17 protein-coding genes are annotated in these 25,467 nt (G+C 40.1%); 5 read left to right on the top strand and 12 right to left on the bottom strand.

Annotated elements, in window-relative coordinates; all coding sequences use genetic code 11:
• Positions 1–73 precede the first annotated feature (73 nt).
• The 6 genes from EAE90_RS08835 to EAE90_RS08810 all read right to left on the bottom strand — a co-directional run bounded on the left by EAE90_RS08835 (position 74) and on the right by EAE90_RS08810 (position 7,288).
• Positions 74–1,963: a lipase family protein gene (locus EAE90_RS08835; RefSeq protein WP_214053186.1), complete on the bottom strand. Its 1,890-nt coding sequence runs from the start codon at positions 1,961–1,963 to the stop codon at positions 74–76.
• A gap of 582 nt (positions 1,964–2,545) precedes the next feature.
• Positions 2,546–3,379 (bottom strand): siderophore-interacting protein, encoded by an 834-nt coding sequence (locus EAE90_RS08830; RefSeq protein WP_214053185.1) that lies wholly within the window; start codon positions 3,377–3,379, stop codon positions 2,546–2,548.
• A 138-nt stretch (positions 3,380–3,517) separates the two neighbouring features.
• Positions 3,518–4,606 (bottom strand): histidine kinase, encoded by a 1,089-nt coding sequence (locus EAE90_RS08825; protein WP_246550540.1) that lies wholly within the window; start codon positions 4,604–4,606, stop codon positions 3,518–3,520.
• 208 nt (positions 4,607–4,814) lie between these two features.
• Positions 4,815–4,973 carry a DUF2474 domain-containing protein gene (locus EAE90_RS08820; protein ID WP_214053183.1) on the bottom strand — a complete coding sequence of 53 codons (159 nt, stop codon included), beginning with the start codon at positions 4,971–4,973 and terminating at the stop codon, positions 4,815–4,817.
• A complete protein-coding gene (gene cydB / locus EAE90_RS08815; protein WP_214053182.1) occupies positions 4,954–5,961 on the bottom strand; it encodes a cytochrome d ubiquinol oxidase subunit II in 1,008 nt (335 codons plus the stop codon). The genes EAE90_RS08820 and cydB overlap by 20 nt, the downstream gene beginning before the upstream one ends.
• Positions 5,951–7,288, bottom strand: coding sequence for a cytochrome ubiquinol oxidase subunit I (locus EAE90_RS08810; protein ID WP_214053181.1), 1,338 nt, complete (start codon positions 7,286–7,288; stop codon positions 5,951–5,953). The genes cydB and EAE90_RS08810 overlap by 11 nt, the downstream gene beginning before the upstream one ends.
• Positions 7,289–7,419: 131 nt before the next feature.
• Between EAE90_RS08810 and EAE90_RS08805 the strand changes: the two genes are divergently transcribed.
• Both EAE90_RS08805 and EAE90_RS08800 read left to right on the top strand, forming a co-directional pair.
• Positions 7,420–8,841 (top strand): aminotransferase-like domain-containing protein, encoded by a 1,422-nt coding sequence (locus tag EAE90_RS08805; protein WP_214053272.1) that lies wholly within the window; start codon positions 7,420–7,422, stop codon positions 8,839–8,841.
• Between the two features lie 37 nt (positions 8,842–8,878).
• On the top strand, positions 8,879–9,079 hold the full coding sequence (locus tag EAE90_RS08800; RefSeq protein ID WP_214053180.1) for an AbrB/MazE/SpoVT family DNA-binding domain-containing protein: 201 nt from the start codon (positions 8,879–8,881) through the stop codon (positions 9,077–9,079).
• A gap of 159 nt (positions 9,080–9,238) precedes the next feature.
• Here EAE90_RS08800 and EAE90_RS08795 read toward each other — a convergent pair whose 3' ends face one another.
• The 3 genes from EAE90_RS08795 to EAE90_RS08785 all read right to left on the bottom strand — a co-directional run bounded on the left by EAE90_RS08795 (position 9,239) and on the right by EAE90_RS08785 (position 14,886).
• A complete protein-coding gene (locus tag EAE90_RS08795; RefSeq protein ID WP_214053179.1) occupies positions 9,239–10,081 on the bottom strand; it encodes a hypothetical protein in 843 nt (280 codons plus the stop codon).
• Positions 10,082–10,599: 518 nt separating this feature from the next.
• Complete coding sequence (locus tag EAE90_RS08790) at positions 10,600–11,406, bottom strand: hypothetical protein (protein WP_214053178.1); 807 nt, start codon at positions 11,404–11,406, stop codon at positions 10,600–10,602.
• Between the two features lie 789 nt (positions 11,407–12,195).
• Entirely contained in the window at positions 12,196–14,886 is a 2,691-nt protein-coding gene (locus EAE90_RS08785) for an AAA domain-containing protein (protein ID WP_214053177.1), read from the bottom strand.
• Positions 14,887–15,649: 763 nt separating this feature from the next.
• Between EAE90_RS08785 and EAE90_RS08780 the strand changes: the two genes are divergently transcribed.
• Positions 15,650–16,852: a phage tail protein gene (locus tag EAE90_RS08780; protein WP_214053176.1), complete on the top strand. Its 1,203-nt coding sequence runs from the start codon at positions 15,650–15,652 to the stop codon at positions 16,850–16,852.
• Between the two features lie 88 nt (positions 16,853–16,940).
• Here the strand turns inward: EAE90_RS08780 and EAE90_RS08775 are convergent, their stop codons facing one another.
• From EAE90_RS08775 to pth, 3 genes are all read right to left on the bottom strand, one after another.
• Complete coding sequence (locus EAE90_RS08775; RefSeq protein WP_214053175.1) at positions 16,941–17,513, bottom strand: nuclear transport factor 2 family protein; 573 nt, start codon at positions 17,511–17,513, stop codon at positions 16,941–16,943.
• A gap of 709 nt (positions 17,514–18,222) precedes the next feature.
• Positions 18,223–19,314 carry a redox-regulated ATPase YchF gene (gene ychF, locus EAE90_RS08770; protein ID WP_214053174.1) on the bottom strand — a complete coding sequence of 364 codons (1,092 nt, stop codon included), beginning with the start codon at positions 19,312–19,314 and terminating at the stop codon, positions 18,223–18,225.
• Positions 19,315–19,449: 135 nt separating this feature from the next.
• On the bottom strand, positions 19,450–20,040 hold the full coding sequence (gene pth, locus EAE90_RS08765; protein WP_036775381.1) for an aminoacyl-tRNA hydrolase: 591 nt from the start codon (positions 20,038–20,040) through the stop codon (positions 19,450–19,452).
• A gap of 403 nt (positions 20,041–20,443) precedes the next feature.
• On the opposite strand from pth, the gene EAE90_RS08760 reads away from it, so the two are divergent.
• Together EAE90_RS08760 and EAE90_RS08755 are read left to right on the top strand one after the other, a co-directional pair.
• A complete protein-coding gene (locus tag EAE90_RS08760) occupies positions 20,444–22,384 on the top strand; it encodes a phage tail protein (protein WP_214053173.1) in 1,941 nt (646 codons plus the stop codon).
• A 278-nt stretch (positions 22,385–22,662) separates the two neighbouring features.
• A partial coding sequence (locus EAE90_RS08755; RefSeq protein WP_246550538.1) for an inverse autotransporter beta domain-containing protein occupies positions 22,663–25,467 on the top strand: 2,805 nt, incomplete at its 3' end.

The raw sequence follows: 25,467 nt of genomic DNA, 5'->3' as shown, positions 1-25,467 counted from the left end.
AGCGGCTCATTTGGATCAGCACAGCCTGATATTAAAATCACTGATAAGATCGATAAGTATTGTTTAATATTTATCATGGTAAGTTTTCCTCAATTCCTACAGCATTATCTATATAGCGTGTTAAGGCTAAAGGTCCTTTTTGATCCTGTTGAGTACAAATCAATGCTTGCTGTAAGTGCTGGTCCATCTGTAAAAATAATGCATCGCGTTGCCGAATATCTACAACAATATCGGGCCTCTCATTCAGTGTTTTTTCAAATAACTGTTCTTGATCTCGGAAAAAGTGGTATTTACCCGGCGCAATTAACTCCGCCAGTCGTGCACCAATGTAACGGGCGTATTTTAATGAACTGTGATCAGGGAAACCCAAGGCATCCTTTTCGGTCGGATTCTCGTTCAACGGAAACCATTTGGCTTTATCTGCATCGCTTATCTGTTTAAAAAATCCTTTTTGAATCTCACCTGCATTCTTTAGATTATTTTCTGTTTCACGGTTTAATGACGGAATTAAATACAATTTTGTTTTAGTGGGTAAGGTAGTTCTGAGCCGTATATGGTTGCTTGGGTTACGCTCTTCCAGCCATTCAATAACTAGATTGATTTTACAAAAGTGCACTATTTTTCCGTGATGCAGGAAAACTTCACCACTTTTGGTAACATCCAGTAATTCAACAGGGCTGAATAAATAGCCGAGCGGCCCCCAACAATCATATAGCCAGTTATCCAGATTTTTTTCCGGTGGTAAGGAAGGGATTGGGTCATCCTCATTCACATGGCGGTAATGGGTGATATATGCCAGTTCCCGTACTGCACTAACAGTCAACACCCTAGGCATTCCATAGCTATAAAGACACGGATCATATTCTTTCAGTTGTGCACTGTGTAGTAATGCTAATGCTCCTCCTAGACTGTGGCCACAGATAAATAGCCTTCGTTTTTGAGCTAATTTAGTGATATCAGGGAATACTTTTTGAGTATTATTACTGGGGACTTTTAATTTCCCAATCAAACTGAATGCTTCCCAAAATCCTTTATGCACTTTGCCGTGGTGAATAAATGCGTGGAATAAATCTTTATTGTCGTAATTTAGCCCTAAGGGTTGGTATGTAGCATCCGTCAGGATATCTTCCGTACTGGCCGTGCCCCGCCAGCTGATAATCACATCATTCTGGCTGGCAGCATAAAATAGTTGTGTGTCTCCCTGTGGGTGCTTAATAGATTTTGAATCAATAAATTCCACTTGAGTATAACGTTCACTAAACGGTACATCGTAAACTACAGGCGTTGCCGACAATTCCTCCACTTTATAAGGCAGTTTTGAAACATCCACCATTTGCCGGTTAAAAAAGTGTTTAACGGAGCCTGCTACATTGACATCCCCATTGGCATAGGCCAGCACACTCATCAAACACTGGTTATAGGCATTCACAATGGAATACTCTTTCTGATGATGCAGTTGCAAAACCCAGGCCCGAAACGGGCATACTTCCAAAACATACCTCTGATTCACCGGATGGACCTGATAGCCTTTTGGCTCCGGGTCCGGGAAATGATAGGGAGGTGGGATTTTGTTGGAATCATTCCAATCCACAATCTCCGGCAACCCATCACTAATCTGCCCGATAGTCACATAGCGATATTGATGGCCTTCGGCTTCTGCTTTTGGTTTCACCACTGAAAATGCCTCTCCCCGTTTTTCCCGCAATGGGCGCTGTTCCATCTCATCGGCCAGTGGTTGGGCACCGATATACAGAGTTACCGGATGGGGAGGCATATCTTCTTCCCTTAGCAATCCATTGCCATCGGTAACTCCTTTACGTCCCAACAAAGGATTTCCACGGATTTTCAAACGATAAGGCATATTGACCAAGGGTTTCCCCTGTTCATCCACCAACTGAAATTCTATCCAGTTTTTCAGTATATTTTTACAGTCAAGACAATAGAGTGGGCTTAATTTGCTCATTGATACTATTTCCTTACGATTAACGTTACAGATAGGCTCGCAGCCCAAACATCATGTGGTGAAAATCCCACAAGACTTCCCCGTCCGGCTAGCAATCACCTTTATCATCATGCTAATGAAATCAGCATAAATATCCCGTCGGGAATAGCCGTGATTGATTGCGTCACTAAAGAAACAAGATAGTAAAAATCCTATTACCACAGATAAGAAACACCGCTTATGCTGAGAGTAATAGTGAGTTGAACGACAGGAATACAGAAATGTATTCCCATCGATTAATCCCTTTGAATAAGGGAACAGGAGTTGGAATTTCCTTCATACTGTCCATATGATGGAACTCGGTTATGATTATTAAATCATCACCAAATAGCAAGAGAAAATTTTCATTTTTTTATTTACAAAAAATAAATTTGTAAGAAAGTGTTACAAACTCAATAGGGATTGAGTTATCGTCAATCGCATTTCTTCGATTTTAAAAACCTCGTTTAAAGTGATGTTGCTGATAATATCAATATCGCTGATTCCCTCACCTTCTGATTTCAGTAAGTGAGGGGATTAAGCGAGTATAAATATGTAAGGCCATTAATCGTCGCTATCCATCACTTCATGACGCAGGACATGATAACCTTCCTCATCAAAGCCATGCCTCCAGTAAGGAATGGCATATAGCTGGTGGCGTTCATAGCCTTTTTCTCGGCGGATATAGCGACGAAGTTCTTTTACCAGATTATCTTCACCGGCAAGCCAGAAAGTGACATCTTCTGTTGGTAATGACCAGGATTTGAATTCAGATACGATTGTGTCAGTTATTTCAATATCACCCGTGATCCAGTGAACCGCTATTCCAGCCGGTTTTTTTAATTCCTGCATATCTTGCTCACTTTCGATACGAATAATGATCTGTCCAGTCGCATCTGGTTTTACTGTTTCCAGTAGCGCGGCAATAGCAGGCAGGGAACTTGGATCGCCAGCCATATAGTAGTGGCTGACTTTTGGCAGTAATGGATCTGGGCCGCCGGGATTAGTGATACCGATCCAGTCACCAATTTTGGCTTTATAAGCGAATTCCACTGCCGGGCCGCCATTATGGTGTAGTGCAAATTCAATATCGATCTCTTTTTGCTCGGTACGAATGGCCCGAACCGAGTAAGTGCGAGTAATTGGACGCAGTTCACTCGGCGGCCATATTGGGCCTTCTGGGGATAAAGTCGGTAATACCGGTTTGGTCTGTCCCGGAAGCGGTAAGAATATCTTTAGGTGCCCGCCTTCACATTCAGTGGGATAACTGCCCAGACACTCGCTTGTGAAAGTAATGCTGCGCATATTAGGCGTCACATCGAAAATGTTTTTTACCTGAACAAGCCTTGGTGGTGCAGGACGGTAAATATTTTTTTCTTCAATTGTGCTATTAGTCACGTAAAATTCCTCTGGAAAATTTACCTAAGGTTATTATCTGATAAAACCAAAGTTAGTGTAACAGCAATTAACATAAATGATAATTATTATCATTCAATAAACTGTGCTGCTGTCGGTAATGGGATTTATCTGTCTTTTTCAATCCAGTGAAAATTGAATTTCTATCTCTGTACCACCATGTTTACGATTTTTTATCTGTAATTGTCCACCCAGGATAGAAACCCTGTCTTGCATAATAGCCATGCCAAATTTGTTTTTATTAGCGGAGTCGAGATTGATACCTTGACCGTTATCACTGACAACTGTAATAATTTTGTCATCAATCGGATAAATGCGGACACTGATCCAATTGGCACCGGCATGTTTATAGCAGTTGTTCAAACATTCCCGAATGATTTGTATCAAATGTTTGCTGTAACTGTCAGGAATGTGCTGATGTGTCAGGCGGTAATTGAATTCAATATTGAAGCCTAGACGGTGGTTAAATTCATTAATCAAGTCCTGTAAAGATTCTTGTAGATTACATTGAGGTTGTTCGTTCCTGAAAGTTGCTAGCAATTCTCTTAGCTGGCGATAGGCAATATTCAACTCATCTTTAATCATATTCAGTGAGGTTAAACTTTGCTTGGGTAAATTATCACTGCCGATATAGAGGCAATTAACTTGAATCTTAAGGAAGGAGAGGGATTGAGCAATGGAATCATGGAGTTCGCGAGAAATAGCTGCTCTCTCTGCGGCCAACATACTCTGGTGTTGGCATTGGATCTGATTTTCCCGTAATAGTTTATTTGTCATTAAAGTCACCACATCCTGGACCAGGCTTTTTTCATCGGGAGTAAGATCACTATTTCTGTGTGTTTTTATCCAGAGTATTCCATAGTTATCAATATTGTCATCTAGATTCCATCTCGTAATAAGCGGCATATCGAAATAGGGACATTGGTGGGGATTACGGAAAGAATATTCTTGTTGTGATGGATAAAAGATGATTTTGGCTTCACAGAAAGGGATCAGGCGATTGAGATGGGAAAAAATCTCCTGAAGCTTTTCAGGTAGCAGTTTACAATTTTGTAGTTTGAAATGGCTTTGACAGAGAAAATCCAAATAGCCATTTTTTTGTTTCAGAGCGTTAATTTCTGCTTTGTATCTTGCATGTTGCCATTCTTTAACAGGAGCAGAATTATGTACCACTTTTATCAGGAAGTAGACATTTGTAATGCTTAACATTATCAATAACGGTAAAATTAAATCTGGAATCGACGGTTTATTAATCAACAATAGTATAAAAAGTGAAAATAAATTTATAATAGAGTTGATTACAAACAGTTTTTGATTTTTGAAAATGGTGTTATTTGAACTTGTTTTCATCAGGCTAAGATTCCGTTCTGCAATACTGATGAAAACTTTAGCTCAATTTATTAAATAGTGTTAATAATTACTTCAATTTCATACCCGCTGCTGTCATTAAAAGGCGAAATAGTGTGGAAACAGCGAAAAGAGTCATCACACTGCATAACCAGATCATTGCCATCCAGCCTATCCGTTTCCATACAGAAGGGCGTGGAGTGTTTTGATTAGTGGTAGCCTTGTTCATGGTTAACTTTCCCCCGAAAAACGTAGTAGCTCCAATAGGTGTAAACCAAGATCACTGGAATGATAAGTAGGGCGCCGACCAGCATAAAACCTAAACTTTGCTGTGGCGCTGCCGCAGCTTCATAGCTGATTGTCGGTGGGATCAAGTTAGGCCAGATACTGATGCCTAATCCACTATAGCCAAGGAAAACTAACAACAGCGCTGATAGAAACGGTGTGTAATGGGTTTTGCGTTTGATTGAATACAGTAGCTTCCAGCCGGACCAAACCACCAACAGTGGTACAGGGAGGAAAAACAATAGGTTAGGTAGGCTGAACCAACGTTCAGCTATTGCCGGATGAATAAATGGCGTCCATAAACTGATAATGGCGATAACGGCCAGCATCAGAAAGATGAGCGGACGGGCGACGCGGTACATCTCTTGTTGTAGATGACCTTCGGTTTTCATAATTAACCAGCTACAGCCTAACAATGCATAAGCAACTACCAGCCCAAAACCACAAAATAGGGGGAAGGGCGAAAACCAATCAAAATAGCCGCCGGCGTAAGCTCGGTTTTCCACTGGGAACCCTTGAATAAAGGCGCCTACTACCACGCCTTGAACAAACGTCGCAATCACAGAGCCGCTGATAAAGGCTTTGTCCCAGATATGACGGTGCTCAGGCGCGCTTTTGAAACGAAATTCAAAGGCGACGCCACGGAAGATCAAGCCAAGTAGCATTAATGTCAGGGGAATTGTTAATGCATCAAGTATAACGGCATAAGCCAAAGGGAAAGCGCCGAATAAACCTGCGCCGCCAAGCACCAGCCAGGTTTCGTTACCATCCCACACCGGCGCAATGCTGTTCATCATTAAATCACGATCCTTATCGCTTTTAACCGTGGGATAGAGCAATCCAATTCCAAGATCAAAACCATCCATGACAATGTACATCATGATGCTGAACACGATGATGATGAACCAGATTAACGGCAGATCAATACCCATTGTTTAACTCCTTTTTGGGACCTTTGCGGATAAGTTTCATCATGTAGGCGTAACCCACACCAAATACCGAGCTGTAAACCGCGATGAAAAGCAACAAACTGATGCTCATATGGATTTCACCGTGTGCGGATACCGCATCTTTAGTGCGTAGCAGACCATAAACTACCCACGGTTGACGGCCTATTTCGGTAGTAAACCAACCGGCAAGAATGGCGATCAGGCCGGAAGGCGCCATCAAGAATATAAAACGCAGGAAGGCTTTTGACTGATAAAGTCGCTTCTTATAACGCAACCAAAGCCCCCAAAAACCGGCAACTATCATCAACATACCAAGACCGACCATCACTCTAAATGACCAGAAAACCATAAGCGCGTTTGGTCTATCTTCCGGTGGAAACTCCTTAAGAGCGGGAACTTGCTTATCTATACTGTGAGTCAAAATCAGACTGGCGAGATAAGGAATTTTGACGGCATAACGTGTCTCTTCCCGTGCCATATCCGGGATACCAAACAGAATCAGCGGAGTCGCTTCGCCGGGAAGATTTTCCCAGTGGCCTTCCATTGCCGCGACTTTGGCGGGTTGATGCTTGAGTGTGTTAAGACCGTGGGCATCGCCAATCAATGCCTGTAAAGGTGCAATAATCAGGATCATCCACATCGACATGGAGAGCATTTTTTTCATTGCTGTCGAGTCATTGCCTTTTAATAAATGCCATGCCGCTGAAGCTGCAATAAAGAATGCTGAGGCGAGGAAGGCCGCAGTAGACATATGTGCCAGGCGATATGGAAAGGAGGGATTAAATATCACTGCCAGCCAGTCGACGGGGACGACCTGATTATTGACAATTTCGTGGCCTTGCGGGGTTTGCATCCAGCTATTGGAGGCCAGTATCCAAAAAGTGGATATCAGAGTACCTAGCGCGACCATCAAGGTGGCGAAGAAATGTAATTTTTCACCTACACGACTCCAGCCAAATAGCATAACGCCGAGAAAACCCGCTTCAAGAAAGAACGCAGTCAGTACTTCGTAAGTTAGTAATGAGCCGGTGATCGAACCGGCAAAATCAGAGAAAAAACTCCAGTTGGTGCCGAACTGGTAAGCCATAACCAGACCAGAAACCACGCCCATACCGAAGTTAACGGCAAAAATTTTCGACCAGAAATGATATAGCACTTTGTAATCGGCATTCCGAGTTTTCAGCCATAACCCTTCCAGTACCGCTAAAAAACTTGCCAACCCGATGGTAATCGCCGGAAAGATAATATGAAACGAGACGGTAAACGCGAATTGAATTCTGGCCAGTTCCAAGGCACTTAAACCAAACATAGTGACCTCTTATTTTTAGTTTGAATAAAGGCAGAAAATGTATGCGGGTAAGTAAAGCATGAAAAAAATAACTATAATAGTGACAGTTTTCTGTATATTAACTATAACAGTTTGCGGAGAGGTCTGAATTGATGAAGCGTTATGAACAATTTGCCAGGCAAATTCTTCAACATATCGAAGATGGTACTTGGCTGGTGGGAGATAGATTACCTTCACTGAGAGAATCAGTGAAGTTATCCGGTTTAAGTTTGATGACCGTTGTTCAATCTTATCAATTACTAGAGAGCCAGGGATGGATCATTTCCCGGCCTCAATCGGGTTATTACGTTGCTAAACGTTTGCAGCCCTTTGCCGCAGCAAAAGGGGGAAAACGATTACATTTAAGTGAAAGCGTAGAAATAAGCGCTTCTATTTTTGATGTATTACAGGCGTGTAAAGATCCCGCGATTATTCCGTTTGGTTCAGCATTTCCAGATCCATCCTTATTGATTCAACCCAAACTTTCCAAAGCGTTAGCGGCCGCGGCCAGGCGAATAGCGCCACATAGCGCTTTAGCTAATTTACCGCCGGGTAATGATAAGTTACGCCGTAACATATCGCGACGCTATGCAATGCATGGTATTCATGTCTCTCCTGATGAAATTGTCATTACCGCTGGTGCGATGGAATCACTGAGTCTCAGTTTACAGTCGGTGACGGAGCCGGGTGATTGGGTGGTGATTGAATCACCGGCTTTTTACGGTGCTTTACAGGCCATAGAACGTTTACGCCTGAAAGCGGTAGCCATCAAAACTGATCCACAAAACGGTATTGATTTGGATGCGCTGGAAGAGGTTATCCAGAAATACCCGATAAAAGCCTGTTGGTTAATGACTCACTTTCAGAACCCGCTAGGGGGAACGATGTCTGCTGAAAGTAAATTACGGTTGGTGAATATCCTGAACAGTAATCAGGTGGCGCTGATTGAAGATGATGTTTATGGTGAACTCTATTTCGAGCAGCAACGGCCTGTACCGGCGAAAGGGTTAGATCGCGAAAATAACTTTATGCATTGCTCCTCGTTTTCTAAATGTCTGGCGCCGGGATTTCGGGTAGGTTGGGTTGCGGCAGGAAAACATGCCAAGAAAATCCAACAGCTACAAATGATGAGTACCGTTTCTGCCAGCATGCCGACGCAATTGGCGATTGCTGATTATCTTGCGGAAGGGGGATATGACAACCATTTACGTCGCCTTCGTCGCACATTAGAGCAACGTCAGCACCTGATGTTGCGAGCGATTGGTGACTATATGCCCGCCTCAGTAAAAGTGAATTGCCCTAAAGGCGGCTATTTTCTCTGGTTGGAATTTGAACCTCTGTTCAGTGCACAGCGGCTTTATCAACTGGCATTGTCAGAAGGGATCAGCATTGCACCGGGCAGTATGTTTTGTACCAGCGAACAGTTTAACCATGCCTTTCGTCTGAATGCCTCTTTTGATTGGAACCAGAAAATGGAACATGCTATGCAGACATTAGGCAATATTTGCCATACATTATTGGCTGAAATAGCCTGATCTCAGGTTGATATTAATTCCTATCAAGGAGAAGTTCATGGAGAAAGCAACGGTATTTAAAAGTAACCGTTCTCAATCAAGCAGTTCGACTTTCCAAAGTTGTGGTTTTCCCGAAGGTATGAGACCGGTGGATATGGTTGATGAGCCTTGGGATAGTTGGTTTGATGGCTCTGGTGTTACGGCAGATTGCTTGACAGAACGTGACCAGCCGCCAGTGCAAGAACGTGAGGGATTCTGATGTTGAAATACAGGCTTGATCACGATTAAATCAGGTATATCAATACTGCACTGCGGCATCGATGGAATTAATTGAAAGCGCAAAGAAATTGGGAAATCTATGAAACTTATGGTGTCCACGACGCTTTTGCAGACACCATTTTGGGGTTACTTCACCACATTATTCTATACAAAGCGCTCTTACATGACTTCCTTTCTTTCTCCGAGTGGTCATACTGTCAATCCAATCTTCTAATGATACTTTCTGTGCTTTCTCGAATGCAGGTCTTACATTTACCCATGATTCGTATCTTAGGTTATATTCTGCTTGTGGCAGGAAGTAACGAGATTTGAATTCGATAAGTCCTTTATCATCTTCGTAAGCGACGATTGAAAACTCAGACCAATATAGGAAGAATGACACGCCACCTCTTGGTGATGTAGCAAGAACACTTTGAACGAAATTGGATTGAGTTTGTCTCCTGCCTGCATAGGATAATGCAGCGATAGCCAGTTGCCGCAGCGGGATTTTCATCTGCTCTCTCTCTTGAGAGGATAATCCTAAGAAGTTTTCCAGGAAAGAGTTGATCAAAACATCTGCATCATGGCTTTTTTGAATAACATTTTGTACGCTTGTTGACAGTAAAGAAAGGAAGGGAACGCCAGATAATTCCTTTGTAAATGAGAAGAAATTCTTTTTATTACCCTGGCCTTCAGGGTCTAAAGGATTATAGCCTGAGACCGCACGGCACATATTAATAACAGTTTGCAAGCCTTCGGCAATACTGAGTGGATTTCTAGATGATGTGGAAGAATCTTTTGCAAGCTGGGTATAATCTTCTGTAGCTGCGCCATTAGCCGGGCTCTGTACATCAGAATTATCTCCAGCATCAGGATAATCCATAATAATATTGCCTGAGCGTTCCCAATCGTTAAGGTGCCTTGTTCCTCCTTTTTCAATATGTTCTATCCATTCTTGGGCTTTTTTAACAGCATAATCAGGATTATTTAAGATATTTTCCATGATTTTTATCCTTAATAGATTTATTAAGTTAGGTATTGAATGTTAGGGTACTGTTGAAAATAGGGAGCAATGTTGAACCCTATTTTTAACAGTGAGATAAATCGATAATCATGTACTTAATATTACTGCTTTTTTTAGCTCGGTAATTTTTATTTTAAATTTTTGTTAACAAATATTAAATATACTTTGTGCAAACTAAGTATATCCGTAAGTGGATATTTTTCACTATCAAATATTAAGGGTATGTAATTTAACTTATTCCTCACGGATAAATGGTTGTTTATGTGATATTTTCATATTAGTATTAAAATACTGCCTGTGAAATTTATCGATTTGAAATTCACATTTTGAGATAATTCATTTTTATATATGCTGTCCGTATATTATATTCTTTTATATTCTATTTTTCCTGAATTTAATAATTTTATTGAATAACTATGATTAGAATAATCTCAGAACATATTGGTAATAATATTGTTGATATAAATCAATTAATCTGCTGATAGCAAGTTATCAGCTTACGTTTTCATTTTGGTTGTCATGCAATCAATTAAATATTCTATGGTTATCTTATCTTCTTTCTCGAATACCGATCTTGCTACTTCCCATATTTTCTGGCTGAGATTATATTCTGCTTGGGAAAGATTATAGTGAGAGGTGAATTTAATAGTACCCTTGTTATCTACTTTCTTTATTATTAATACAGAAGAATAGAGTAAGAGTGACACTCCCCTTGGGGTTTTAGCCAGAGCATATTGTACCAGGTTGGATTTTTTTTCCTTTTGATCGGCATATGATAAAGCGGTATGAATCAACTTTTTCAAATAAACCTTAATGGTAATTTTATCCTGAGGGGATAACCCTTGAAAGGCTTCAATAAAAGAATCAATCAAGACATCTGTGTCATGACTTTGTTGAGTAATCGTATTTTTGTCTGCCCATAGTAAAGAGAGAAAGGGAACCTTTTCTATTTCTTCTGTGAATGTTATGAATTTCTGTGCATTGCCATTACCTTCTGGTTCCAGCGGATCATAACCTGAGGCCACTCGACATAAGTTAATGATAGTTTGCAGCCCTTCAGTGACACTGACGGGGTATTTATTGGGGGAGGCCGATTTCTTTGCGAATAGTGTGTATTTATCTGTTGCTGCTACACTGGCTGGACTTTGTATATCAGAAAGATTCTCTGTTTCTAAGAGATGAGTAAAAATGTTATCTGAATGTTGCTGAATTTCAGAATATCTTTCTCCTCTGTGTTTAACGTATTCTATCCACTCTTGAAAATCTTTAACTTTATGATCAGAATTTGTGAATATATCTTTCATAATTGTTTTCCTTCCTTTATGGATTTATTAGATAAGTAATTGATTTTCATTTTTTACTTAAAATGAGTTCCAGATTCAGAAACTATAATTTATTTTATATCAATAATATATGGTTTTATTTATGTGATAAGCATATGTTCCTGAATACCGGGAATATTTTAATCAATAGGTAAAAATATATATCTAATATTTTAATAATAGTGTAAAAACGTAGTATGTAAAGTCTATTACAATAAAATTTGTGCGGTTTTTTTATTGAATAATATTACATTATATTATTTTGCTATTTATTTTTTATTTTCTAATAATGCGTTTTATTATTAATTGTTTGTTGATTTGTTTTGATATATATTTATTGAAAATAAATAATTACAAGTAAAAATTAAAATTAATTATACCAACTCCTTGGTTGAAATATTTTTGTTTTATGATGTATATTGTTTTTGATATTTATCGGTGAATGGCATTACCTAAAGAATATAATGTGGATTTATTGTGTGGGTAATTGTCGGTTCTGTTTTTGGGAATGGTTTTATTATTTGTGCGAATTGTCACTATTAAACTTATATTTAATGTCAGTATATAGTAATGAAAAATAGGGTAATGATAAAACATTAAGAGAGTATATTGAACAATAGGAACCGATGATAAATAAAAATAATTCAAATTTTATCGTTAATTTTAATAACCTTCTGAATCAACAGAAGGCTTTAAATTAAATTTGCATGAGTTCAAAAATGTATCTAAATACTGCGGATGTTTTCTCCTCTTAGTAAGTAATATTTGCATTCAAACGGTTGTTATGAAGGAGTTGTCGAGGATTCCAGTGATAAAAGCAGCTATTTTACACTGAATATCGCTATCGATGGTTTTTAATCTTAATAAAGGAATGCCTGCCTTTATCAGAATGGCATTTTTTATATTGTCACGTTCAGACTGTTGAGCTGTATCATGATAATAACCATCCACCTCAATGACTCCCAAAGGAGATTTCCCCATTTTGAAATAGAGCACAAAATCACAACTGGCTCTATTTCTCATAAATTCCAATTCATGCGGAATAAATGTGTTGTTTTTCAGTGAAACCAACTGAATGAGGTCAATCTGCTGATGATATTTAATTGAATTGAACCTTTCCTGAGCTAGGATCTCGCGTAGCAGTTGGGCAACAATTTGTTCCGATTTGAATCTGGAATCACTTGTACGCAACTTGGCATTCAGTTTTTCTAGTGATTTGTCATATTCGTCATAAAGCAGATCAAAGGCAGAAATGACAGGGCTATCATGAAGTTGTTTGGTATCTGCATAATATCTGATATAGCGAATCAAAGCGGCAATACTTTGGTTGTTCTTGGTAAAGACATTATCCCCGGTTACTAGCGTAAATTTGTTTTTAGCACGGGATACAGCCACATTGATTAGATGAGGATCATCAACGAAAGAAATTTTCTTTTGGCTATCCCACTTCTTGTCCAAAACAGTGGAGAAAATAATCTCATCACACTCTCGACCTTGGAATTTATGTGTTGTGGCCTTAATCATATCTTCCGGCAGGTACTCCTGAGAAAGGTTGATCTGATTATTATAAGGAGCGATATAACCTATATCATGGTTTGCTTCCCATCCGATTTTCGTTAGGGACTCCAACTCTCGCAGGTTAGATAAGTTTCTGGTGTGATTTCCTTTGGCGGTGGTAATTAGTGATAATGCCTTTTCACCGTTGTCATGTGTCATCGGGATGAGTTGATTATCATAAAACTGTTTGTTGCAGAATTGAATGATTTTTGGATGGCATCGGTAGTGTTCTTTGAGTAAATTGATGGGGATATTATTCTGAAAAAGCCCAATAAAAGAGTCCAGGAGGCTATATTTTACGCAGTCGTAAAATTCAACTGGTGGTGTAGTTTGGAGTTTCATTGGGACATGTGGTAATTGTTTTCTATCCCCGACAATAATGATATTTCTAGCACAGCCGAGACCTAGAATACCTGGAATAATGTCCTGTTGTGAAGCTTCATCCATAATTACATAGTCGAGCAAAGCACCTTTGGCGATAGAATTAATGATAGAGTGCGTACTGCTGCTAATAATAGGAAAGCGTCGTGTAAATTCACTAAATCTTTTACGATAATCTTGTGCACTGAAAGTAGATTGGTGGTGAATGTGCTGACGTAGATGATTTTTAAGGTACTTCATCGAACTATCTGTCAGATTGTTCAACAATTGTTTAAAATTGTGGTCTTGTAGCTCTTTCTTATACTTATCTAGTAGCTTTGTTTTTTGATGTAACATATTTTCATAATAGGAAGATTGTAGAGCGTAAATAAGCTCCTTACGTTTCTCCCAATCATTAAGAAATTTGGTACGTACTATTCTGAAGTTAAGTAAGAGCTGAATTCTGTCTGCGAAAGAAATACGCCGCATTGCAAGATAGTTTAAATAAGCAAGCAGATCGGTTGTTTTTTTTGGTGGTAACTTATATTTCTCTAATATTTGTGGCTGTGTTGTTAAATTTTCATTTTGCCACTGCTTTAGATACTGTTTTTCGATGGATAATTCATCGATCTGTGCTTGTAGAAGTGCTGCCTGATTTTGAGCTTTGAGATGCGATTTTAATTTGTTTAGTGTTGCATTAATAGCCTGAATATCAGTGGCATGCTCAATTTGTTCTGTAAGGGAGGATTGTTCGGTTTCAAAGAACAAATTTCTATTATCGGCACTCCCTAATTTGGCAACCAGATAACCCAGTCCCACTTTGGATAATTTTTGATATACATTCTCTACCGCAGAGTTGTTATTGGACAATATAGCCACTGTCTTTTGATTTAACAAAATATTGGCAATGATATTTAATATGGTTTGCGTTTTCCCTGTTCCCGGTGGTCCCTCAATAATGCTGATCTGGGAGGCGAATGCGTGTTCAACAGCTTTTAACTGGCTTTCATTTACGCCAAAGGGATAAATAAAATGTTGAGTCGGCTTCCGAGTTTGATTTTTGCCAGAACAATAAGCATGTAGCGCCGTATCAGGATGGGGAGTGATTTTTTCCATTTGGCGTAGTACGTTTTCAGCAATGAGCTTGTCATTTCCTTTGGTATGGTTGATACGTGCTTTTGCCACAGCAATAAAATAGTTAAAAACTGCTTCATTCATGATGTTCGTTGCGGAAATAATCTCAATCTTATCCGTTTTCATGACATAAGGTTTGTGACTTCCGGGATAATAGATGACGGTAAACCTATTGCCGTAGGTTTCTGCACTTTCAATAGCCGTGATAATGGACTGACCATTTATTGTTAGAAGATTTCCTTTCGTGGCTTTTGTGGGGATGACCGCACATCTCGTCATTGGCAGAGTATATTTCTTTCCGGAAGCAAAATAACTGGTAAGCATCAGTTCATTGTTCTTGTCGTTATACCAAACTTTCCAGTCAGCTATCTGCTTGGTTTTGTCTTGTTTATCCATATAAACGGAAACCATGTCATATCGTCCATAAGAAATGTTTCATAATCCTTTAATATACTCAATGATGGGATAAATTAGAAGCTAAGCAGCGGTATGAACTGGTGAAAATCCTACGATAGAAACGCAAGTTTATTTTGGCGTCTTTATGCTTCTTGGGAACGCAGTGTGAATAAAAACACAAATGGACTGATTTGTCAGTATCTTCCAAAGAGCGCAGATTTTTCATCGGTAATAGGATAGGAAATAAGATTCGTATGAATAAACTGAATGATTGCCAACGTAAGACATTGGGGTACAAAACATCTAATGAATTATTTTTAAATAAAGAAAGTTATTTTATAGTATAGATGAAATTATTTGTACTTATTATGTTAATGTAAGAAAACGAATAATTACAATTAAAGATTACATTCAATTATATTAACTTCTTGGTTAAAATATTTTCGTTGTATATTCGTCTTATCTATTCTGCCGTGAAGAACATTATCTAAGAGTATAATATGAGTTTATTATGTGGGTAATTATTGTTTTTATTCTGAGGAGGTAAATGTTATTAAAAATATTTTCGAGATGAAATGGTTTTAATATATGTCTGGTTTTAGATGGTTTTGTTTTTTATTGCTATCAATTATAAAAATAGTTATCAATTTAAGTTGCAAGAATGTTCCATTATTATTTTTCTAAGCTAGACTATGATTGAAGTGAATTGTTGGAAATGGTTTTTACAGTGGTTAAATGTGTTATTTATAAAATAATATTATTTTATTTTGGAGGGTGTATGAGTCCAAGAAATGATTTTAAATCTTTTTCTATTGGTAATAATGCTAATGTAGTGAGTCAAGAAGCCTATGAACAAAGCCCAAATTTAAAGACTGGATTTCCACCGGAAAATATTACTGTTCATTTGCTCAATAAGGTATTACGTCAATCTTCCACAATAGCATCTGTTGTGGCTAATTTTATCGCGACATATTCCGGCAACGATGTTTTGGATGATGGGGATATTGTTAAACTCACCGCCCAATTAAATGAAGCGTTAGAACAAAAAATTGCAACCAAAGTACCAAATGCCTCATTAACACAAAAAGGTGTTACTCAGCTCACAGATAAAACCGGCGATAGTAATACCCTTGCGGTAACGCAGAAGCTAGTTTCTGATGTAAATGATAATGCTAATAACCGATTGGCGAAAGATCAAAATGGTGCAGATATTCCCGATAAAAAAGCATTTGTAGAAAATCTCGGTTTAGAAGTTATTAGTACAAAACCGGTTGTTGTTGGGACTAATACAGCTTCTACAATCGATAATTTTGATAACATTCCTCAGAATTCGACATATTTTGGCTATCCAGTAGGACTAAATGGCCCAGGTATACATGGGCCAGGAATGAGATTTTCAGGAGGGTATGGGACCTTTAAGCGTTATGAGCTGATGATTCACTCCTCATACTTGCCGAAGAGCGAATTATACTATAGAACGCACAATGGTGACGGTAACATCAATAAATGGAATCCGTGGTATAAAGTCTGGTCAACAAGCAACGCCAAGCCGGATACTAATGGCAACCTAAAAGTCTCCAGTCCAGTGGTAGATATTCATCCAGACGGAACTTACCAGTTAACTCACGAAGCGGAAGGGGTGACGGTCGAACGGATAGAGACCGGGAAATATCGTATCAGCGGCTGCAATGGTTTTGCTAAAGATGGGGAGTGGGGAATTCATGGTGGTACCATTGTTCCGGCAGACAGCAACGGGTTAAATCTAATTTGGGTTTGTGAATCGGTAGATCCATCTAGTGGTGATATAACCATCGAATGTTATCATCGCCAAAATAGAGATGCGCCGATATTTGCACAAAATAAGCGTGTTAAGAGTATTAACGATGACGGAAAAGTCATTTATTACAATGATGGTGAGCTATGCGATATTCCCGATGGCCGAGTAATTAATGTTCGAGTGCAATTACCTGAAAAACCATAGGAATAATACTCCTGGAGCAGATTCAAACAGATAACATTGCAGCATTTACGGACTCGCTCTTAAGCAAGTCCGTACAGAAGTTGTTGAATCAATCACTAACACCTATTTGTTTCATAAGCACAGAATCGTCCCAGAAGAGATACTCTTCATCCATAACCCCTCGTTTGTTCCAGTGTCCGAGTGTCGCCATAGGAAGGTGATACGCCTTACCTGTAGGTTTAATAACCTTACCATCCGGGAGAACCATGGGTTTCGTAAATGTTCCATCAGTAAATCCCGTAACAGCGGTCCATTCCGCATCAGCAGTACCAAACCGTACCGGGTGCTCTGTGATTCGGTTATCAGGGGCAAATGTCCACATATATTTCAGATCGTCAAGATGCTGTCGAATACCCTTAGTAGTATGACCATCAGGGTAGTGAACAATAATGTTCATGTCATGGCTCTTATGTAGATCCCACCATCTTTGGTTTGTATAGACACGGAAATCAAGATCGTCAAAGTTAGCCAAATTTTTCGCCAGAGCTTTGGGCATCCCTTTGATTGTAGGTGTTGGTTCACCTACTTTGGTGCCAGGCCAATTGTTTGGCGCCGCAAGTGCTACCGGGCTGGTAGTAAGCAGTAAAAGCGTGAATAACGATAACCTCTTGTGACTTTTCATGGTCTTTCCTCTTTGTTAGTACTAAAGGAACTAAAAGATTGTTTTGTAACGATTTAAGTATTACTGGGACTCCTTCATTAGATAAATGAAAAATGATTGTTCATTGGCTGGTTTGGCTTTGACTAGAGAGAGAAGAACCACCCAAAACGACACAATTTAATAAAGAGTAAGTGACTAAACTGACTTACACACCGGATAACTATCGTATAGAAAGTCATCAGGAATAAGATACTACGCCTAATAGAAAAGCCTGTAAATAGTCACTCAAAGTAATTATAACTATAAAAAATCAACTGGCTCGGATTAGCCGTTTCTACATCAAAATCGGCTTTCATTGGTTTGATGGCACATTAGTTTGATGGTAGGTATCGGATAAAGGAGCAATGTGAGTCTGGGTCTAAAAATTGGTTGCACTTTAAGGTAAAGACTATTGAAGTCGTTAAGTCGGTAGCGCTTTTTTGGGGCTTTGCCGCATAGCACTGAGTGTCTGTGAGCATAACGTATCTCTGTATAATTATTATACCGTTGTCGTATTCGCCTTGGGAAAGGATAAAAGTATTCTGTACTGACTTTTGTACTCATTTTTAGCTGTGCTTTCATGAGAAAACCTTAAATATCATGAAAACAAAAATCCACGCAACTGCGTGGATTTTAAGGATTTTATCAGTCTCTGAGACATCTTGTGATGTTGTCAGAGATGAAAAATAAATTAAACATTAAACAAGAAGTTCATCACATCGCCATCTTTAACGACATAATCTTTACCTTCTGAACGCATTTTACCGGCCTCTTTTGCACCTTGTTCACCTTTGTAAGTGATGAAATCTTCAAAAGCGATGGTTTGTGCGCGGATAAAACCTTTTTCGAAATCAGTATGGATCTTACCGGCTGCTTGTGGTGCGGTGGCGCCAACTGGGATGGTCCATGCCCGAACCTCTTTCACGCCGGCGGTGAAGTAAGTTTGTAGATTCAGTAACTGATAGCCAGCGCGGATAACACGATTTAAACCGGGCTCTTCCAGCCCAAGTTCAGCCATAAACTCTTCGCGTTCATCATCTTCCAGCTCGGCGATATCCGCTTCTACCGCAGCACAAACCGGAACGACCACTGAACCCTCTTGTTCTGCGATTGCACGAACAGCATCCAAATGTGGGTTGTTTTCGAAACCCTCTTCGTTGACGTTAGCGATGTACATGGTGGGTTTCAGCGTCAGGAAACTCAGATAGCGGATAGCTGCTTTCTCTTCGGTGCTGAGATCCAACGCCCGCAACATACCCGCTTGTTCCAGATGAGGCAGACATTTTTCCAGTACTGCCAGTTCTGCTTTAGCATCTTTATCGCCGCCTTTGGCTTTTTTCTGGACACGATGAATGGCTCGTTCGCAGGTATCCAGATCAGAAAGAGCCAGTTCGGTATTGATGATCTCAATATCAGCAGCAGGGTCAACTTGGCCGGAAACGTGAATGATATTGTCATTGACAAAGCAGCGCACAACATGGCCGATAGCCTCTGTTTCACGAATGTTGGTCAAAAATTGGTTGCCCAGACCTTCACCTTTTGATGCACCTTTTACCAGACCAGCAATATCGACGAATTCCATTGTGGTCGGTAAGATCCGCTGAGGTTTCACAATTTCCGCCAGTTGTTCAAGCCGTGGATCTGGCATAGGGACGACACCGGTATTGGGTTCAATGGTGCAGAACGGGAAGTTTGCTGCTTCGATACCTGCTTTAGTCAGCGCATTGAATAATGTTGATTTTCCGACGTTAGGCAGGCCAACGATACCGCATTTGAATCCCATGATTTTCACCTTAATTTACTTATAAATCAAAAGGCTGTGTTAGCCTGTTCGATGAGTCAAAAAAAATTGGCGCCATTATACACGGAATGGCGGGCTATCACGATCTTACACACAAGATTTATCGACTTCATATCATCAAGCACTGGCTTTGAAGCTATGTAACCGATTGATTGCCTTATCCATATCTTGTTTCATCAGGATGTCAGTACAACGCAGTGCTTCATCAATGGCATCATCGATCAGCTTTTGTTCACTGGCTGGTGGTTTGCCTAGCACAAAGCCAATCACCTTATTTTTGTCGCCGGGATGGCCGATACCGATGCGTAAGCGGTGAAAGTTAGGATTGTTACCAAATTTGTTCTGAATATCTTTCAAGCCATTATGACCGCCATGACTGCCGCCCAGTTTCATTTTTGCCACCCCTGGCGGTAAATCGAGTTCATCATGGGCCACCAGAATTTCATCCGGTTGGATGCGGTAGAACGAGGCGAGGGCAGCGACAGATTTACCACTGAGATTCATAAACGTCGTCGGGACTAACAGACGAACATCGTGACCGCAGATATTAATCCGGGCGGTATAACCGAAAAATTTACTCTCTTCTTTCAGTGATTGATTGTGGCTCCGAGCGAGCAGGTCAACATACCAGGCTCCGGCATTGTGTCTGGTTTGAGCATATTCAGCACCGGGATTAGCCAGACCGACGATTAATTTTATGTTACTCACTATTTTTCTTCACTTTTGGCAGTAAAACAACAAGGAGGATAGTTTACCTGCCGGGTACGACGAGTACAAAGTTCAGTTTGATTGAGCCTTCCTTGTCAGTGATTCCCGATCATTAAGTGACTTTCATTATGTAAAATTGTAAAAAATAATTTAATAAGTTTTGCAATTGTAATAGCAAGTGAGGAAATGGATGGAAATATTTTTGATATAGATCTGGCTTAATGACATTTAGTTTTTCATTGTTATCAATTATAAAAAAGAGTTGGTAATTTAAGTTGTAATATTGGCTCAATTATTATTTTTCTAAGCTAAACTATAATTAAAATAAATTGCGGGGAATTATTTTTACAGGAATTTAACACGTTGATTATGAAATGATGTTTTTTTAATTTTAGGAGTATATATGAGTCAAAAAAATGATTTTAAAGCTTTTTCTATTAGTAATAATGCTAATGTGGTGAGTCAAGAAGGATATGAAGAAAGCCAGAGTTTAAAAACGGGGTTTCCACCAGATCATATTATAATTCATTTACTAAACAAGGCATTACGTCAGTCGTCAGCCATAACATCTGTTGTGGCTAGTTTTATCGCAACATATTCCGGCAATGATGTTCTGGATGATGGGGATATAGCCAAACTTATTGTCCAATTAAATAGAGCATTAGAACAAAAAATCGGAATAGCAATACCAAGTGCTTCATTAACACAAAAAGGTGTTATCCAGCTCACAGATACAATAGGTAATAGTAATACCCTCGCGGTAACGCAGAAACTGGTTTCTGATGTAAATGATAATGCGAATAACCGATTGGCAAAAAATCAAAATGGCGCAGATATTCCTGATAAGAGCGCGTTTGTGAAAAACCTCGGCTTATCGGAAACAGTGGAATTGGCGAAAAATGCGGTATCGGCCAATGGGGGAAATTATCCACAGTATTTTAGGTTTAAACAGGTTGAAACGCTTCCCACTGAACGTAATGCGACGATGTTAGTTTCTGCGCAGGGCGCCAGACCAACAAGTGAAATAGTCGGGTATACGCATTACAATTGGTATGATAATTATATTAAAACAGGTATTGTACGTGGCAGTAGCGTAGATACTTACGGATATACGATAGATATTAATGGCAAACGGGTTTTCTCTGTTTCTCCTGCGGGTTTGATTGAAGCCGCGTCAGCGAATATAAATGGGAACGCTAGGTTTAAACAGGTTGAAACGCTTCCCACTGAACGTAATGCGGTTGTGTTAGCCTCTGAATCTGGTGGAAGACCGGAGGGTACAATAGTCTCGTATACGCTTTACAATTGGTATGACAATTATGCTAAAGCCGGTATTGTGCGTGGTGGTAGTGTTAATACCTACGGATATGCGATAGATATTAATAACAAACGGGTTTTCTCTGTTTCTCCGGCGGGTCTGATGGAAGCCGCGTCAGCGAATATAAGGGGGAATGCGGGGGTTTTTAACATAACCCATGATACGGGTAAACATGCATATTTTCAGTTTATTGAGGAAGCAAAAAGGACGGCCTATGTTGGATTCCCGAGTGACGGCTCACCGGATTTTGATATTTGTAACGAAAAAAAATCTGGCAAATTAACAATTGGTGGTGAGTTGGTTGCATATATTAATAATAATCGGGTTTTCTCTGTTTCTCCGGCGGGGCAGATTGATGCCGGGTCGGCAAATTTAAAGGGGGCCGGGGGTATTTTTAATATAATATATGACACGGGTAGACACGCATATTTTCAGTTTGTTGAGGGAGGAAAAAGAACTGCCTACATTGGGGTCCCAGGTGACGGCTCATCGGATTTTGATATTTGCAATGAAAAAAAATATGGCAAGCTGACAGTTGGCGATAAGTTGAGATATAACGGTAATCCTATTGCCGTTTTTAATGATAATTGCATCACCGATACTAACGGCAATCTTAAAATATCCAGCCCTGTAGTGAGTATTCATCCAGACGGAACTTATGAATTAACTCGCGAAGCGGAAGGTATGACTGTCGAGCGGATCGAGACAGGGAAATATCGCATCAGCGGCTGCAACGGTTTTGCAAAAGATGGGGCATGGGGAATTCACGGTGGTACAATTGTCCCGGCAGATAGCAACGGGTTAAATCTGATTTGGGTTTGTGAATCAGTAGATCCATCTAATGGCAATATAACCATCGAATGTTATCATCGCCAAAATGAAGATGCGCCTATATTTGCTCAAAATAAACGTGTTAAGAGCATTAATGGTGATGGAGAAGTTATTTATTATAATGATGGTGAACTATGCGATATCCCCGATGGACGAGTTATTAATGTTCGAGTTCAACGACCGGAAAAACCATAATAACCATAATTACTGAGTGTGAACTCAGTAATCACAAATAGACAGAAAACCCGTTGGAATACTTGTACGGCGGGTTTTCTGCTTATGTTTTTAATGAAAATTGTATAAATACTGAATGCTGTGTTAGAAAATGATTTCCGGTGGTTTTTGTTTTGCTAAGTGATTACTAATGGCTATCGGCTGATAATTTATTTTCATTATACAAAGTTATAGAAAGTCATTTAATGTGCTCAGTAGCTATAAATGAATATAAAGGTAAGAGCTTTATGGTATCACTGATGAACATCAATCGTATTTTTCGTAACGTAATAAGTTATAGGGTAAATAAGCGTGTGCTGATGGGCTGTTTTTTATTTGCCGCATTTATGCCACTGAAAAGTTATACTGCGTTACCTGAATCAGGAAAATCTTTGATTGGTGTTGAAAATTGTCAGGATTACCCGGAATCCGCTATGGAGCATAATCAGGTTGGTAAAAAATTACACGAAAACGTTACTCATAAAGAGAAAAAGCGATCAGAACAGAGACGGTGCGGTAATTTTTTATCAAAGAGAAGTGTAATAGGAAAAAATGATAGCGGGGAAAACCCCAAAATACCCAAGTTATATGAAAGTAATCCTAAAGACGATAATCAAAACACCCCTCCTTTAATCTTATCTCGTGGCACTGAACTCTTTGGGTTATTAAATTCAGATCCAAAAAAATTAGCTCAGGGTTATATTGTCAATAAATTAAATAGTCAGATAACAAATAATACTCAGAAATGGTTATCCCAGTTTGGTACAGCTAAAATTAATTTAAATATTGATCATCATGGGCACCTGGATGAAAGTTCTGTAGACTTACTCGTTCCTTTCTATGATGATAAAGATCACTGGCTTGTTTATAGTCAATATGGATATCGTCATAAGGATAGCCGTGATACAGTGAATTTAGGTGTTGGAACCCGGTTATTCATAAATAACTGGATGTATGGGGCGAACACTTTTTATGATAATGATTTAACCGGTAATAATAGCCGATTCAGCTTGGGTGGTGAACTGTGGACTAACTACCTAAAGATGTCGGCTAACGCCTATTTTCGCCTGAGTGACTGGCATAACTCCCGTGATTTAGTCAATTATTACGAGCGCCCTGCAAATGGTTATGACCTTATTGCCGACATGTATTTACCTTCAATGCCGTCGCTCGGCGCTAAAATAAAATATGAACAATATTTTGGTGATAATGTTGCGTTATTCGGAACGAACAATAGGCAAAAAGATCCATATGCAGCAACTATTGGGGTAAATTATACCCCGATTCCATTGATCACAGCGGGGGTTGACTATAAATTGGGGAAAGAGGGAAAAAGTGATGGCATATTTTCATTCAACGTGAACTACCGATTTGGTGTTCCGTTATCAGAACAACTTTCACCAGAAAATGTTTCTTCACTACGAAGCTTGGCCGGCAGTCGTTACGACTTAGTTGAAAGAAATAATAATATTATTTTGAATTATCTGAAAAAACAGCAACATTTTAGATTACTAGTCCCTGTAATGGAAATTAGTGGTTACGGTGGTGAAGTTAAACCAATACAAATTCAATCTGATAATCCATTCAAAAATGTGACTTGGGATATACCTGAATTATTCCAGAAGAGTGGCGGAATTATAAATATAGAAAGTACTAATGGTTATACGATTCAGTTACCGGAATATCAGCCTGATGGAAAAAATGACTATACTATAATAGGTACAAGTAAAGATGATCAGCAGAGTGTACAAATACAAATTCATATATTACAACGTAATATCTCTTTGAGTGTTGACACAACCGATCCTTTAATTGCTGATGGAAATGCGAAATATGTCTACACAGCTACTCTGCTTGGCGCTGACAAAAAAACGCCGATAGAAAATGCCAAATTGATTTGGGATACGGATAAGAAAGATCCGGGATTGAAATTAAAGCCTGATTCAGAGGCAACAGATAAGAATGGGCAACAGACGGCAACATTAACCAGTACAACGCCATTATCCGATATACAAGTCAGCGTCAGTATTAATGGCGAACGTGTTACTACGGATAAAAAAGCCAGCTTTACTGAATCCAGCAGCAGTTATCGAGTCACTGGTGTGACGGTGGATAAGGAGGGGCCGCTCTACAACAACGGCGCGGACAGTTATACCTTCACGGCGACGGTGGTGGACGCGCATGGCAAGCCGGTAGCGGATAAACCGATCGACATTGACTGGCAGACCGATTCAAAGGCTGAGGGGTTAAAACTGACGAAACAGAACAACTCGGTGAGTAACGCGCAGGGACAGGTGACGGCGACCTTAAGCAGCACGGTGGCGGTGAAGAATGTGCAGGTATCGGCGAAGACGGCGGCGAACCCGTCGTGGGTCGAGGCTGATCGAAAGGTGAACTTTGAGGAATTGAGTCTCAGTTATCAAGTCACCGGCGTGACGGTGGAAGTGGATAAAGACAAGAAGCGCTATAACAACGGCAAGGACAGTTATACCTTCACGGCGACGGTGAAGGACGGGCATGGCAATCTGGTGGTGGGTCAACCGGTCGACATTGACTGGCAGACAGACCAAACGCCAGCCGGGTTAACCCTGACGAAACAGAGCAACTCGGTGAGTAACGCGCAGGGACAGGTGACGGCGACCTTAACCAGCACGGCGGCGGTGAAGAATGTGCAGGTATCGGCGAAAGCGGCGGCGAACCCGTCGTGGGTCAAGGCCGATAGCCCGGTGAGCTTTGAGGAGCTGAGTAGCAGTTATCAAGTCACCGGCGTGACGGTGGAAGTGGATAAAGACAAGAAGCGCTATAACAACGGCGCGGACAGTTATACCTTCACGGCGACGGTAGTGGACGCGCATGGCAAGCCGGTAGCGGATAAACCGATTGAGATTGACTGGCAGACTGATTCAACGGAGGCCGGGTTAAAACTGACGAAACAGAACAACTCGGTGAGTAACGCGCAGGGACAGGTGACGGCGACCTTAACCAGCACGGCGGCGGTGAAGAATGTGCAGGTATCGGCGAAGGCGGCGGCGAACCCGTCATGGGTCGAGGCTGATCGAAAGGTG

Origin of the sequence: Photorhabdus caribbeanensis (assembly GCF_018448885.1) — a bacterium.
Lineage (GTDB): Bacteria > Pseudomonadota > Gammaproteobacteria > Enterobacterales > Enterobacteriaceae > Photorhabdus > Photorhabdus caribbeanensis.
This window is presented reverse-complemented; position numbering and strand designations above follow the sequence as displayed.